Annotated in this window: 14 protein-coding genes; 6 read left to right on the forward strand and 8 right to left on the reverse strand. The window is 61.3% G+C overall.

The window, feature by feature from the left end; genetic code table 11:
- Nucleotides 1-23 precede the first annotated feature (23 nt).
- Complete coding sequence (locus tag LUN51_RS04075) at nt 24-1,958, reverse strand: ABC-F family ATP-binding cassette domain-containing protein (RefSeq protein WP_277810251.1); 1,935 nt, start codon at nt 1,956-1,958, stop codon at nt 24-26.
- 65 nt (nt 1,959-2,023) lie between these two features.
- Here LUN51_RS04075 and LUN51_RS04080 point away from each other — a divergent pair, with 65 nt between their 5' ends.
- From LUN51_RS04080 to LUN51_RS04090, 3 genes are all read left to right on the forward strand, one after another.
- A complete protein-coding gene (locus LUN51_RS04080) occupies nt 2,024-2,539 on the forward strand; it encodes a TIGR02444 family protein (protein WP_277810252.1) in 516 nt (171 codons plus the stop codon).
- Nucleotides 2,540-2,750: 211 nt separating this feature from the next.
- A complete protein-coding gene (locus tag LUN51_RS04085; RefSeq protein ID WP_277810253.1) occupies nt 2,751-3,428 on the forward strand; it encodes a TRAP transporter small permease in 678 nt (225 codons plus the stop codon).
- 47 nt (nt 3,429-3,475) lie between these two features.
- Nucleotides 3,476-4,759, forward strand: coding sequence for a TRAP transporter large permease (locus LUN51_RS04090; RefSeq protein WP_247639960.1), 1,284 nt, complete (start codon nt 3,476-3,478; stop codon nt 4,757-4,759).
- Nucleotides 4,760-4,905: 146 nt separating this feature from the next.
- Here LUN51_RS04090 and dctP read toward each other — a convergent pair whose 3' ends face one another.
- Nucleotides 4,906-5,931, reverse strand: a complete 1,026-nt coding sequence (gene dctP, locus LUN51_RS04095) for a TRAP transporter substrate-binding protein DctP (protein WP_277810254.1) — start codon at nt 5,929-5,931, stop codon at nt 4,906-4,908.
- 146 nt (nt 5,932-6,077) lie between these two features.
- Between dctP and LUN51_RS04100 the strand changes: the two genes are divergently transcribed.
- Nucleotides 6,078-6,794: an FKBP-type peptidyl-prolyl cis-trans isomerase gene (locus LUN51_RS04100; RefSeq protein WP_277810255.1), complete on the forward strand. Its 717-nt coding sequence runs from the start codon at nt 6,078-6,080 to the stop codon at nt 6,792-6,794.
- Between the two features lie 393 nt (nt 6,795-7,187).
- Here the strand turns inward: LUN51_RS04100 and LUN51_RS04105 are convergent, their stop codons facing one another.
- On the reverse strand, nt 7,188-7,679 hold the full coding sequence (locus LUN51_RS04105; RefSeq protein ID WP_277810256.1) for a hypothetical protein: 492 nt from the start codon (nt 7,677-7,679) through the stop codon (nt 7,188-7,190).
- A 109-nt stretch (nt 7,680-7,788) separates the two neighbouring features.
- Between LUN51_RS04105 and LUN51_RS04110 the strand changes: the two genes are divergently transcribed.
- A complete protein-coding gene (locus LUN51_RS04110; RefSeq protein WP_277810257.1) occupies nt 7,789-8,703 on the forward strand; it encodes an AEC family transporter in 915 nt (304 codons plus the stop codon).
- 333 nt (nt 8,704-9,036) lie between these two features.
- Here the strand turns inward: LUN51_RS04110 and trmB are convergent, their stop codons facing one another.
- The 4 genes from trmB to LUN51_RS04130 form a co-directional block, all read right to left on the reverse strand.
- Nucleotides 9,037-9,786, reverse strand: coding sequence for a tRNA (guanosine(46)-N7)-methyltransferase TrmB (gene trmB / locus LUN51_RS04115; RefSeq protein WP_277810258.1), 750 nt, complete (start codon nt 9,784-9,786; stop codon nt 9,037-9,039).
- A 58-nt stretch (nt 9,787-9,844) separates the two neighbouring features.
- Complete coding sequence (locus tag LUN51_RS04120) at nt 9,845-10,645, reverse strand: thiazole synthase (protein WP_277810259.1); 801 nt, start codon at nt 10,643-10,645, stop codon at nt 9,845-9,847.
- A 79-nt stretch (nt 10,646-10,724) separates the two neighbouring features.
- A complete protein-coding gene (gene thiS / locus LUN51_RS04125; RefSeq protein WP_277810260.1) occupies nt 10,725-10,925 on the reverse strand; it encodes a sulfur carrier protein ThiS in 201 nt (66 codons plus the stop codon).
- A gap of 58 nt (nt 10,926-10,983) precedes the next feature.
- Entirely contained in the window at nt 10,984-12,465 is a 1,482-nt protein-coding gene (locus tag LUN51_RS04130; protein WP_277810261.1) for an alanine/glycine:cation symporter family protein, read from the reverse strand.
- Between the two features lie 185 nt (nt 12,466-12,650).
- Here LUN51_RS04130 and LUN51_RS04135 point away from each other — a divergent pair, with 185 nt between their 5' ends.
- Nucleotides 12,651-13,034, forward strand: coding sequence for a DUF423 domain-containing protein (locus LUN51_RS04135; RefSeq protein ID WP_277810262.1), 384 nt, complete (start codon nt 12,651-12,653; stop codon nt 13,032-13,034).
- Between the two features lie 7 nt (nt 13,035-13,041).
- Here the strand turns inward: LUN51_RS04135 and LUN51_RS04140 are convergent, their stop codons facing one another.
- Nucleotides 13,042-13,461, reverse strand: a complete 420-nt coding sequence (locus LUN51_RS04140; protein ID WP_277810263.1) for a PaaI family thioesterase — start codon at nt 13,459-13,461, stop codon at nt 13,042-13,044.
- Between the last annotated feature and the right edge of the window lie 141 nt (nt 13,462-13,602).

The following is a 13,602-nucleotide window of genomic DNA, read 5'->3' on the forward strand; positions in this document are numbered from 1 at the left end:
GTGCAGGCGCCCATCTCCGGGTATCAGGCGTCGTCCGTTAATGCCGCTTCGCGCTCCTCGATTGCCTCCTCGGCCTCCAGCCAGCGCTGTTCGAGCGCCTCGAGACGGCTCTGCGCATCACCCTGACGCCCCAGCAAGTCGGTCAGCTCTGCCTTGCGCGCGCTGTCCTGGTACAGGTCTTCATCGGCCAGGGCAGCTTCCAGCTTCTCCAGCTCAGCCTGCGCCTTGCTCATGTCACGTTCGATCTTGTCGCGCTCACGCTTGAGCGGGCGCAATTTTTCACGCAGCTCGGCGGCGGCGCGGCGCGAGGCTTTGCGGTCGCCCTTGAGGGCTTCCGTAGTGATCTGGCGCTCAGCCTTTTCCTGGCGCGCATCACGCCGCTCGCCCTCGAGACGCGCCTTGAGCCAGGCACGATAGTCGTCCAGATCGCCGTCGAAGGTCGTGACACCACCATCCACTACATGCCAGAACTCATCGACGCTGGCACGCAGCAGGTGGCGGTCGTGGGAGACGATGATCACCGCCCCCTCGAACCCGGCCAAGGCCTGAGTCAAGGATTCGCGCATTTCCAGATCGAGGTGGTTGGTCGGTTCGTCGAGCAACAACAGGTTGGGTTTTTGCCAAGCGATCAACGACAGCGCCAGGCGTGCCTTCTCGCCCCCGGAGAAATTCCCTACGCTGGCGAAGACGTCATTGCCGTGAAACCCGAAGCCACCCAGGAAGTTGCGAATCTCCTGTTCGCTGGCCGTGGGCGACAGCCGCTGGATGTGCACGAACGGCGTGGAGCTCACATCGAGATGCTCGAGCTGATGCTGGGCGAAATAGCCGATCGCCAGGTTATCACCGGGCACACGCTTGCCCTCCAGCAACGGTTGCTGCGCCGTCAGCGCCTTGATCAACGTCGACTTACCCGCCCCGTTGGCGCCCAGCAGCCCAATCCGCTGTCCCGGCAAGATGCTCACGCTGACGTGCTCGAGCAGCGGTGTTTGACCATACCCCAGCGTGGCGTCATCTAGCACCAGAAGCGGCGAGGAGGTCTTGTCGGCACTGGGCAGGGTAAAGTGAAACGGCGAGTCGGCATGCGCGACGGCGATGGTTTCCATGCGCTCCAACATCTTCAGGCGACTCTGCGCCTGACGCGCTTTATTGGCCTGGGCGCGAAAGCGCGCCACAAAGCGCTCGATCTCCTCGCGGCGAGCTTGCTGCTTGGCCGCCTCGGCCTGGGCACGCGCCTGACGCTCGGCCCGCGTCCGCTCGAACGTCGAATAGTTGCCGCGATACAGCATCAACTGGCGCTGCTCGAAGTGCACGATGTGATCGCACACCGCATCTAGGAAGTCGCGGTCGTGAGAAATCAGCAATAGTGTGCCGGGATAGCGTGTCAGCCACTGTTCGAGCCATAACAAGGCATCGAGATCGAGGTGGTTGGTCGGCTCGTCGAGCAGCATCAGATCAGACGGCATGAACAGCGTCTGCGCCAAGCTGACACGCATTCGCCAACCCCCGGAGAAGTCCGACAGCGGGCGATATAGGTCATCCTGCGTGAAGCCCAGCCCTACCAGCATTTGTTCGGCCCGCGGGCGCGCGGTATAGCCCTCGAGCGCTTCGATTTCGCCATGCAACTCGGCCTCGCGGTGAACCGCACCGCTCGCCTGGGCCTCAGCCAGGGCATGCTCCGTGGCGCGCAATTCAGTGTGGCCATCGAGAACATGCTCGACCAACGCCCGGTCGAGCGCCTCGACCTCCTGCGCCATATGCGCAATGCGCTGCCCGCCGGAAAGCTCCACCGTGCCGCGCTCTGGGGTCAGCTCCCCCAGCAACAGCTTGAACAGGCTCGACTTACCCGAGCCGTTGGCGCCCACGACACCCGCCTTGGTACGGTCGTGTAGTGTGAGGTCGGCGTTCTCGATCAGCGGCTGGATCCCGCGTTGCAGCGCGAGTTGGCGAAATGCGATCATGCCCGCTCCGGTGGTGATTCGGTGAGTTCCGCCGCCATGCCTGCCAGGACGGCTGGAGATTGCCCATGCATTCTACCCAATTGTGCGATGTCCTGCGGAATCCACCGCTTTGGGATTATGCCTTGGCGTTATACCAGCGCCCCGGGGTCGCTGACGCCTGCTTGCAGCTACAAGATACGGCAGGGGCGGATATATGCGAATTGTTGTGGCGCTGCTGGCTCGATCATCACGCTCTCGTGCCCACCGAGAAGGCGCACAACGCGTTGGATGAGATCCGTGCCTGGCAAACCGAGGTCACACAGCCGATCCGTCATCTACGTCGCATGCTCAAGCCAAGGGCACAACATGAACAAGACGTGGCGACGCTGCGCAACCATCTCAAGGAAGCCGAACTGCTCGCCGAACGCGAAACACTGCGCCAGTTTCAAGCCATCAGCGAGACGTCGCATGCCGTACGCAAGCGCCAGACGGACGACGACAGCCTGACAATGCAACTGGCACGCTGCTTGACCATACACGAGCCAGCGCAAGAAGCCGCGCTGGCAACGCTGACCACCCAATACACGGCGCATCATCCGTAATACCTTGTCTCTTCGTAGCCAGCTCAACGCTCAAAAAAGCGTATATCACGCATGTGCGGACACGCCATGACGAGTGGCGCTCATCCCGCAAACTCTGTAGGTTTTATAGAAGCCAGTCCGATTGATCGCGACACCTTCACGACGCGGTACGGACGTCGAGATCCATGCCATTCGCGCGACGAATCGGCCATCACAAAAAGGACTCTACGACATGACACCTTCACAGCCTGGCAATAGCGATGAAAAAGCTGAATCACGCAGTGCCTTGCTTCGTGTACTGGGAGCTATCGATCATGGCCTAGGCATCATCGAGCGCGTGATCATCGCGGGGGGTGTTCTCGCCATGGCCGTGCTCATGAGCGGCCACGTCGTCGGCAACCTGCTATTCGACCAAGGTATCCCCGGCACCTACGAAGTGACAGAGATGCTCATCGTGGTGATCACCTTCGTCGGTGTCGGCTATGCAGCACGCAACGCCCGTCATATCAGCATGTCGGCGATCTATGACCAGCTCAGCGGCCGCTGGCGCAAAGCACTTCTCATCCTGATTTGTCTGGGCACCGCCGTATTGATGTTCTATTTCGCCGACAAGTCCATCGACTATGTCATGGCCATTTACGATCGCGGTCGTAGCAGTGCTTCACTGAACATCCCGCTATGGATCGTCTATCTCGCCCTCCCTGTCGGCTTCATTCTCGCCGGCGTGCAATACCTGCTCACCGCCGTGCGCAACCTGGTCAGTGACGATATCTATCGTGCCTTCAACGAAAAAGAGGAATACGACGAAGTGCCCCCGGAAGCGGAAGAAGGCAATGGCAATGGCAATGGCAATGGCAATGGCAATGGCAATGGCAATGGCAATGGCAATGATGCACGTCACGATGCCTGAACTGCCTCTCCGAAACACGACCGCCATCAACGCGAGGACGTAAAACAATGCTAACTTGGCTAGCCGTGATCATGCTGGTGCTGCTGCTGCTCGGATTCCCGATGATGGTTCCCCTGGCGGCAGGCACGTTGTTCATGATGTTCACCGGCATGACGTTTTTCGGGCCCGACCAGGCCGTGAGCTGGATGATCAACGGCATCGGCAGTTGGGTGCTCGCCGCCGTGCCGATGTTCATCTTCGCCGCCGACATCCTGACCAAGGGCCATACCGCCAACCGGTTGCTCGATGTCGTCGATGTCTTCACCCGCCATGTCCGCGGGGGCTTACCCATCACCACCGCAGCCTCGTGTGCCCTGTTCGGGGCCGTCTCGGGCTCCACGCAGGCCACCGTGGTCGCCATGGGCGGGCCGATGCGTCCGCGTCTCCTGGCGCGGGGCTACCCGGACAGTTTCGCTCTGGCCCTGATCATCAACGCCAGCGATATCGCCTTGCTGATCCCGCCGAGCATCGGCTTCATCGTCTATGGCGTGGTCATGAAAACCTCGATCGGCGATTTGTTCCTCGCCGGCATTCTGCCCGGCCTTCTGATCCTGGCCATGTTTGCCGTGTACTGCTATATCGGCGCACGTCTCAGAGGCATCGAGCCCGAGCCCAGGGCCACCTGGCGCGAGCGTGGGCGAGCTTTCCGCCGCGTAATCTTGCCTTTGGGCTTCCCGGTACTGGTCGTTGGCGGTATCTACGGCGGCTTCTTCAGCGCCGTCGAGGCCTCGGCAGTCGCGGTGGCCTATGCCTTTCTCCTCGAGGTCGTCATCTACCGTCAGGTATCGATCCGTGATCTTGGTAGCCTGGCACTCTCTACCGGCATGATCACCGCCGTGGTCTTCATCCTCGTCGCGATCGGCGCGGCGTTCTCGCAGACTCTGGGCACCGCCGGCGTGCCGGAGCAGATCCTCGGCCCCATCATCGAGGGGATCGGCGACAACCAGTTCCTGGCACTGCTGCTGATCGCGGCGGCCTTCTTCGTGGGCTGCATGTTCGTCGACCCGATCGTGGTCATTCTGATTCTGGTGCCGATCTTCAAGCCACTGGTCGAGGCCACCGGGCTGGACCCAGTGCATGTGGGCGTGATCGTCACCCTGCAGGCGGCTATCGGCTCGGCCACCCCACCGTTCGGTTGCGATATCTTCACCGCCATCGCGGTATTCCGCCGCCCTTACATGGAAGTAATTCGCGGCACGCCGCCATTCATTGCCATCCTGGCATTGGCAACGATCATCTTGATCATGTTCCCGCAGATCTCGCTGCTGCTCCCCTCGCTCGGCGGCGACTGAGTACGGCTGGCTCGGCCTTCGCTGGGCCAGGTCGCGAGGCAACATCCTGTCTCACTATCATCCGCCAAGCATATAAAAACCCCGGAAGCTCGCGCTTCCGGGGTTTTGCATACGGCATGTCAGTATTCAAACGCTGACGGTCAGGCTTACTCCGCCTTGTCGCCGGACTGTTCGACATGATCCAGCACGATGTTCAGCGCTTTCTGACCACGTTCGCCAACCATATCGACATAGGTCTGACGCACCGGCTCGGCCAGCTTGCGGAAGGCATCACGCTCTTCCTCGTCCAGGTGGACGATGTTGATGTCGCTTTCTTCCTTGATGGTCTCGAGACGTTCGGAGTTGAACTGAGTCTGGATATCGTGGCCCTTCTGGACCATCTCATCGAGCGTCGACTCAAGCATCTCGCGCTGATCGTCAGACAGGTCGTCGTACCACTCTTCGTTACCGATGAAGTTGGCGATGAACTGCGACTGATCGGCGAAGATCATGTAGTCCTGCACTTCATAGAAGCCCATGTTCTCGTGGGCGAAGACCGGCTGGATGTTACCTTCCGCCTGGCCTTGCTGCAGGGCGCTGTAGAGCTCGCCGTAAGCGATGGTGATGGGCGAAGTGCCATAGGCTTCATAGGTCGAGCGCAGCAGGCTATTATCCATGACCCGGATCTGCAGGTTTTCCATGTCCTCCGGGGTGCGGATCTCCTTGTTCGCGGTCCAGACCTGATATCCCTCGGGCAAGGTCGCCAGCGGCACCAACCCACGCTCACGGAACGACTCCTGCCACGCATCACTCTTGAGGAAGTCGTCGGAGTTGAGGATCTCAGCCGTCTCCAACTGGTCGTTTGGCATGACGAAGTTGAGACTCATCAACTGGCTTTCCGGGACGGTGCCGCCCAAGAAGCCGGAGCCGAAGCCAAGCGGAATGGCGCCGCTCTGGATGGCATCATACAACGCCGAGTAGCTTGACCCCCAAGAACCGTACGGCAGCAACTCGACCGTGATGTCGCCGTCGCTCTTTTCCTCGATCAACTTCTTGAACTCTTCCGCATAGCCGTACTGCACGCTACCTTCGGTCTCTTCAAGACCGAAACGCCAGGTATCGGCGGACGCCGTGGAAGCGACACCAACCAAGCCTAAAGCCGTGATACTCAGAACGATATTGCGCAGTTGCATAGAGTTCCCTCTTTCTTATCAATGTAGATTCAGAGAAGAGCAAAGTCGCTTCGATGTCAAGCCGTGGCCCTCCGCGCAGGTGCGCAACGGCACCCGTGCTGGTACAGTCGAGGGGCGGTGTTTGTTTATTTTGTTAAGGAGTTTTCATGAAACGTTTGATGACGGCTGTGGCATTCGGCGGCCTCGTAGCGACGCCGCTGCTGGCCATGGCTGCCCCGCAGAGCGACGAAGCCAAACTCAGCTATAGCATTGGCGCCACGCTCGGCCAGAGCATTAAGCAGGACATCTCGGATCTCGATACCGACGCCTTTACCCAAGCGGTCAAGGACGTTTACGCCGGCGACGACCTGCAGATGAGCGATGATGAGATCGCCGCCACACTTTCTGACTTCCAGAAGCAGAAGATGGCTGAGCAGAAGAAGGAAAAGGCGCAGTCAGCCGAAAAGAACCGCAAGGCCAGCGAGGCATTCCTTGAAGAGAATGCCAAGAAAGACGGAGTGAAGGTCACCGACTCGGGACTGCAGTACAAGGTCCTCGAATCCGGCGACGGCGAGACCCCAAGCGCCGACGATACCGTGAAGGTCAACTACGAAGGCAAACTGCCCGACGGTACCGTGTTCGATAGCTCCTACGAGCGCGGCGAACCGATCACCTTCCAGGTCGGTCAGGTCATCGAAGGTTGGCAGGAAGCACTGCAGAAGATGCAGGTCGGCGATACCTGGATGCTCTACGTGCCTGCCGATCTCGCCTACGGTCAGGGCGGCACCGGGGGCCCGATCGGTCCCAACCAGGCACTCACTTTCAAGATCGAGTTGCTGGGCATCGAAGCCGGCGACGACCAACAAGCGTCGGCCGACGAGTAAGCGCTCGTCACGTTAGGCGCCTCGCGGGGCGCCTAGCATCTCTCTTCACGCTATCCTCGCCTTTCTGCGTATGGCCTTCTTTCCGGACGCTCGCACTGTGCGTTTTCCACACCCCATATCCACTACCGCCTGTGGATAGTTTTGTGGAGCGTCTGTGGCTTGGCGGTGAAAACCGGCTTACCTGCCCCCATTGAGCCCTTGCATGACGCTCGCCCGCAGTCAAGCGCGCCTCGCCAGCGCATCAGAAATCGCGTATTAAGCTATTGTTTTAATTAATTTTTTAATAAACGTTGCCACCTAGAGGCAAGCACGGAGTAAGCGTTGGCTTACCCACAAGCCGCATGGTAAGGGTGATTGTTATAATGTGGACAAACGTCACGTGGTATGCCGCGCCTAGCGGTGAATATCGAAATCGAACCAGCTCCCCTCTTGCCCCTCGGGGGTCTCGAGAATCACCTGTGCCCGCCATGGCATGACCGTTTCCGTACAAGGACGGAGTTCGCCCACGCCCCGAAAGTGGCCATCACCGACCGTCTCTAACTCAACCCGAGTAAGGCCCATGTTCATGTCGCGTCCAACGAACTCCACGACCGCCGACTTCACGTCGATGCCGGATGTCTGCACATCCAACGTCAACGGTTCGTACGAGGCGAAGTCGCCGTGTATCTCGAAACGCAATGTCCCGCTCAAGCCAATATCGGTACGGCACGCCCCGTCGCGCAGATCGCAATGCATGCGCGGAGCGTACCAGGTGACATCCTCGCGCGATTCACGCAGGTAATAGTCAGCGAGATAACCAGCCGCTACCAAAACCGTCACCAGCGTCACTAACGTCAGCAGATTGAGCAGCGGCGATCTTACCGGGTCTTCATCATGATGTTGCATATCGTTAGGTCGAATCCCATTACCCAAGGGCATCGCGCTAAGCTTACCAGTTCGTGTGCCGGCGAGCTTGGCGTTCGATGCCCATGAAGTTGCTCAAGCGGGGGGTACAATGAGTGGTGTTACTGGGGCCCTGGGCCCTCTTTTTTTACTGATTCTACTCGGCGCCCTGCTCGGTTGGCGGCGCTTCCCCGGGAGCGATTTCTGGCCCGCGATGGAACGGCTGATCTACTTTCTGCTGTTCCCCGCTATGCTGATCTCGACCCTGGCCACGGCGAATGTCGCGCAGGTGCCGGTCGTCCGCCTGGCCATGGTGCTGATGGGTACCATGACGCTGTTCGCGCTGGGGCTCTGGTGTGCGCGTCATCGCCTGGCGCTGGCGCCGCCAGCGTTCACCTCGGTGCTGCAAGGCACGCTGCGCTTCAATACCTATGTCGGGGTGGCCGGTGCCGCCGCCCTTCACGGGCAGGCCGGCGCGACGGTGGCAGCGGTCGCCGTGGCGTTAATGGTCCCTCTCGCCAACATTCTCTGCGTGAGCGGCTTCATTGCCGCGGGCACGCTGGGGCCTTCTAGCCTGGGGCGCAGCCTAGCCGCCCTGCTACGCAACCCGTTGATCCTGGCCTGTGTACTCGGTATCGCCCTCAATGTCACCGGCATCGGTCTGCCGGGCTGGTTAGGTAGCGCCGTCGAGCTCACCGGTCGTGCTGCCCTGCCGCTTGGGTTGATCGCTGTGGGCGTAGCCCTGCGACCCAGTGCCCTTGTCGGCAGCGGACACGCGTTTTGGTCCTCGGCCATGCTCAAGCTCGGCGCCACCCCCATGGTCGTACTGGCCCTGGCCTGGCTGATCGGGCTCGACCCAGTGAGCCGCGACATCGCTCTTCTGTTCGCCGCCCTGCCCACCGCCACCTCGGCCTATATCCTCGCCCGCCAGCTAGGCGGTGACGCCGAGTTGATGGCGGCGCTGATTACCGGCCAGACGCTGCTGGCCATGGTAACGCTGCCGGCGTGGATGGCGCTGGCGAGTTGAGCCTCTCCGCTGCTAATTGAAAAATATTCTCGTTACGCTTGACGACTCAAATGAGAATGGTTTACCTTAACAACCGTGGCGCCGCCAAGCGCCACTGACCTAAGCAGCGAATGTCAGGTTCCTGCCCATGGTTATCTCCTCATCAAGCTAGTCACGGTCTTTAAGCCGCCCTCCCGGGCGGCTTTTTTTATGCTGCGCACCAGGGCAGCGCGCACTTTGCCAGTATCTTGTTCGTCTGACCGTGATTCAGATCAGTCAGAACCGAAAAAACCGCTGCAAGCAGCGGTTTTCAAGGGAGTCAGCGTTCTGTGAGAGTGGTGTTGCAACGTGCCCTCATCCATCCTCACGCGCATAGATCAGGTCCCAGATCCCATGGCCGAGCTTTTCGCCCCGGCTCTCGAACTTGGTCAACGGGCGAAAGTCGGGACGTGGCACGTAGGGGGCGCTCTCGGCCGACGCCGTGTTGCGATACCCCGGCGCCACCTCCATGACCTCGACCATGTGCTCGGCGTAGGCTTCCCAATCGGTCGCCATGTGCAAATACCCGCCAGGCGCAAGACGCGTGCGCACCAGTTCGACAAAGGCAGGCTGCACGATCCGCCTCTTGTGATGCTTCTTCTTCGGCCAGGGGTCAGGGAAGAACAGCTGCAGCCCCGTCAAGCCAGCCTCGGGTAGACACTTACCGAGCACTTCCAGCGCGTCTTCACGGTACACACGCAGGTTGGTCAGGCCGCGCTTATCCGCCTCGTCAAGCAACTTGCCGACGCCCGGCGCATGCACCTCGATGCCGATAAAGTCGGTCTCGGGATGCGCACTCGCCTGTTCGATCAGCGAGTGGCCCATGCCAAAGCCGATCTCCACGACGCAGGGCGCCTGCCGACCGAACACAGCCTCCAGCGACTGGCGGCCATCGGCCACGCTCAGCCCCAGGCGCGGCCAAACCTCTTCGAGCCCCCGCGACTGGGCAACGGTCATGCGCCCGGCACGCAGTACATAACTCTTGATACCGCGCGGCGCCCGCGTGGATGACACCGAGTCCGCGTCAGAGGCGTTCTCGGTGGAAGACGATGATGAATCACTCATGGGCAAGTCTGCATTGTCGATCACATGGCGAAGGCGGCCGCACGGACCGCGCAAGAGTTCAGGCGTTGATGCGTCCGGCGAAGGGCGATGACGGGCTCGCCGATGCCCGGCGTGGCATGCGTTCGGCAAGATACGCCTCACGCCCTGCCTCCACCGCCAGTTTCATGGCATGCGCCATGCGCACCGGTTGTCGTGCGTTGGCGATGGCAGAATTGATCAGCACGCCGGCGCAGCCCATTTCCATGGCCAGCGCAGCATCCGAGGGCGTGCCGATACCGGCATCGACGAGAATCGGCACCTCGGCATTGCCGAGGATGATCTCAAGCGTTGCCGGATTGAGCAGGCCATGCCCCGAGCCGATCAATGAGCCCAGCGGCATCACCGCACAACAGCCGATGCGCTCCAGCTCCTTGGCGACGATAGGATCATCGCTGGTGTAGACCATGACATCGAAACCGTCGTTGACCAGCGTCTCAGCGGCCTTGAGGGTTTCGACCACATTGGGATAAAGCGTGCCATCGTCGCCCAGCACCTCGAGCTTGACCAGGTTGTGGCCGTCGAGCAGTTCGCGTGCCAGCTTGCAGGTCCGCACCGCGTCCTTGGCGGTATAGCAGCCCGCCGTGTTGGGCAGGATCGTGTAACGGCTCGTCGGAACGGCGTCGAGCAGATTGGGTTCATCGGGATTCTGGCCCAGGTTGGTGCGGCGCACCGCTACTGTGACAAGCTCGGTGCCACTCGCCTCGACGGCGGCGGCGGTCTCGTCGAAATCCCGGTATTTGCCGGTACCCACCAGCAGGCGTGATGAGAAGACGCGACCGGCGACGGTCAATGGGATGTCCTGGCGCTGCTCAGCGGACATGACGAACCTCCTGGCGTAAAGGGGGCCGCCGACACGCCTGAGCCATTAAGCGGCCCCGCGCGTCGACGGGCGAGTAACATCAGCCACCGCCGATGGCATGCACGATTTCCACACGGTCGCCCGGGGACAGGCGCGTCTCGGCATGCTGGCTGCGCGGCACGATTTCCTCGTTGACTTCGATGGCGATGCGGCGCCCGGTCAATGCGAGCTGATCGACCAACTCGCTGATCGTCAGCTGGGACGCGAGCTCGCGGCGCTCGCCGTTGAGCTGAATGTGCATGATGGCGGCCTCTCACGTAGGTGGGGAGAGGCCGCCATTATAACGCCAAATGCCGTGTTCAAGAATCCTTGGAGGGCCATACGTCCTCATCTACCTGTTCGGGGCGCTTGAGGATCTTGGGATCGAAGCGCGGCTCCTTCACGCCTTCGCGACGCTGGCGCTCGTAGTCCTTGAGCACACGCATGGCGATCGGCGCCAGGATCAGGATCGCGATCAGGTTGGTGGTCGCCATCAGCCCCATGGACAGATCGGCGAAGTCCCATACGAAGGTCAGTTGCGACACCGAGCCGATCATCACCATGGCCAGCACGGCCAGGCGCAACGCTTGTACCGCGCCCTTGGCATGGCGCTTGAACATGTACTCGATATTGACCGTGGCGAACGAGAAGTTGGCAATGATCGAGGTGAAGGCGAACAGCAGAATCGCCACGGCGATGAAGATCTCACCGAAGCCGCCGAAGTGATCCGCCATCGCATCCTGGGTGAGCTGGATGCCCACGATGTCCTGTCCCGGCGAATTGGCCATCAACTTCTCGTAGACGCCGGAAAGCAGGATCACCACCGCCGTGCAGCTGCAGATGACCAGGGTATCGACGAACACGCCGAACGACTGCACCAAGCCCTGCGCGGCAGGATGCTTGACGTTGGCCTGGGCCGCCGCATTAGGCGCCGAGCCCATGCCGGCCTCGTTGGAAAACAGGCCACGCTTGATGCCGTTCTCCATCGCCGTCTTGATGGCATAGCCGGCCGCGCCGCCCACTGCGGGCCCATAGCCGAAGGCACTCTTGACGATCAGCGCCAGCATATCCGGCACTGCGGTGATGTTGAGCGCCAGCACCACCAGCGCCACCAGCAAGTAGGCGATGGCCATGATCGGCACGATCTTCTCCGCCGTGCGCGCGATGGACTTGAGCCCGCCATAGATGACCACGGCCACGACACCGACCAAAATCAAACCGGTGACCCAATTGGGCATGCCGAAAGCCTGGTTCATGCCCTGGGCGATGGTGTTGGCCTGGGCGCCGTTGAACGCCAGACCATAGGCCACCAATAGGAAGAAGGCGAACAACAGACTCATCCAGCGCCAACCCAGTGTGCGCTCGATATAGTAGGCGGGACCGCCGCGGTACACGCCGTCCTCGTGGCGTTTCTTGTAGACCTGCGCCAGGGTCGACTCGACGAACGAGGTGGCGAACCCGACCAGTGCGGTAATCCACATCCAGAAGATCGCCCCGGGACCGCCGATCCACAACGCGATGGCCACACCAGCCAGGTTCCCGGTACCCACGCGCGCTGCCAGCGACGTGGCGAAGGCCTGGAACCCGCTGACACCTTCGCCCGCGCCCCGGCTATTGAAGGTCACGCGCGCCATGTGGCCAAACAAACGAAACTGCATGCCACGCGTCAGCACGGTGAATAACACCCCCGCGCCCAACAAGAGATAAACGAGAATATACGACCAGATAAAGTCGCTGACAGGGGTCATCACCGCATAGATAGCGTCGTGCAGCGGCGCGACGAAGCTGGCAAGAGATTCCATGAATTGACGCTCCATTATGGTTCTTGAGATCGGCAAGGCCGCGACGATACGCCATCCCGGGATGCTTGTCATGGCGTAAGCGACGCCATAGGGTAAGCACCAGCTCGGCGATACCGGGCCTCCGGGGGGTCGACCTCCGGCGCTCGCTCACCGTCTCAGCATAGGTCAGTGACATGGGATGCAACATGCACAAGCGTCGTGGATGGACACTCGTCGCCTTGAGCGGCTTCGTGGTCGTGGTGGCGGGCGCGTTCGGCGCCCACGCACTTGACGGCCGGCTCGCGCCTCGACTGCTCGAGGCCTTCGACACCGGCGTGCGTTACCAGGCCTGGCACACCCTGGCCGCCATGGCGGTACTCATCTGGCGGGTGCAGCAACCGCTGAAAGGGCAGCGGGCAGCGCTCTGGCTATGGAGCATGGGGATGGCGGCTTTTTCCGGCTCGCTGTACCTGCTGGCCCTGACCGGCGCCCATTGGCTGGGTCCCATCACGCCGCTCGGTGGACTCTTGCTGATGGCCGGCTGGCTGACGTTGGCGATATGCGCCTGGCGCCAGCGCCCCGCTGATTGAGCCGACGTCAGTCGTCGTCATGCTCGGGTAGCGCATAGGTCGCGGTGACGATGGCCACGGGCTCTTCGTCACCGGCGGGAAATAGCTGCACCTCGCCGACCACCAGGCGCTCGCCCAGCTTGACGACGTGTGCATTGGCGATGAGATCGCGGTCGCCGCGCGCGCGGCGCAGGAAATGGCAATTGAAATCGGTAGTCACCGCCATCGGCTCAGGCCCGACCTGGGCCAAAATCGCCACGTACAGGCAGACATCCGCCAGCCCCATCAGCGTGGGCCCCGAGACACAACCACCGGGGCGCAAATGTTCATCCTCGATGGCCAGGCTCATGGTCGCGCGCATTTCGCCCACACCTTCGATGGTGCCTTGTCGCTGTGGAAAGACCTCGTCGAGGAACTCCTCTATGGCGGCGGCGGTCATCACGGTCATTCGGGCTCTCCCCTGCGGCTATACGGCGAACACGGCGCTGTCGTCAAGATAGACCAAGCTACGGGCTCAGGCACAGAGCCGCGAGCCGCGAGCCGCGAGAATCAGCATCGCTCCACGCTGAAAGTTCGCGAGCCCGTAGCC

This window comes from Chromohalobacter canadensis (assembly GCF_029544075.1).
In the GTDB taxonomy this organism is placed as follows: Bacteria; Pseudomonadota; Gammaproteobacteria; order Pseudomonadales; family Halomonadaceae; genus Chromohalobacter; species Chromohalobacter canadensis_A.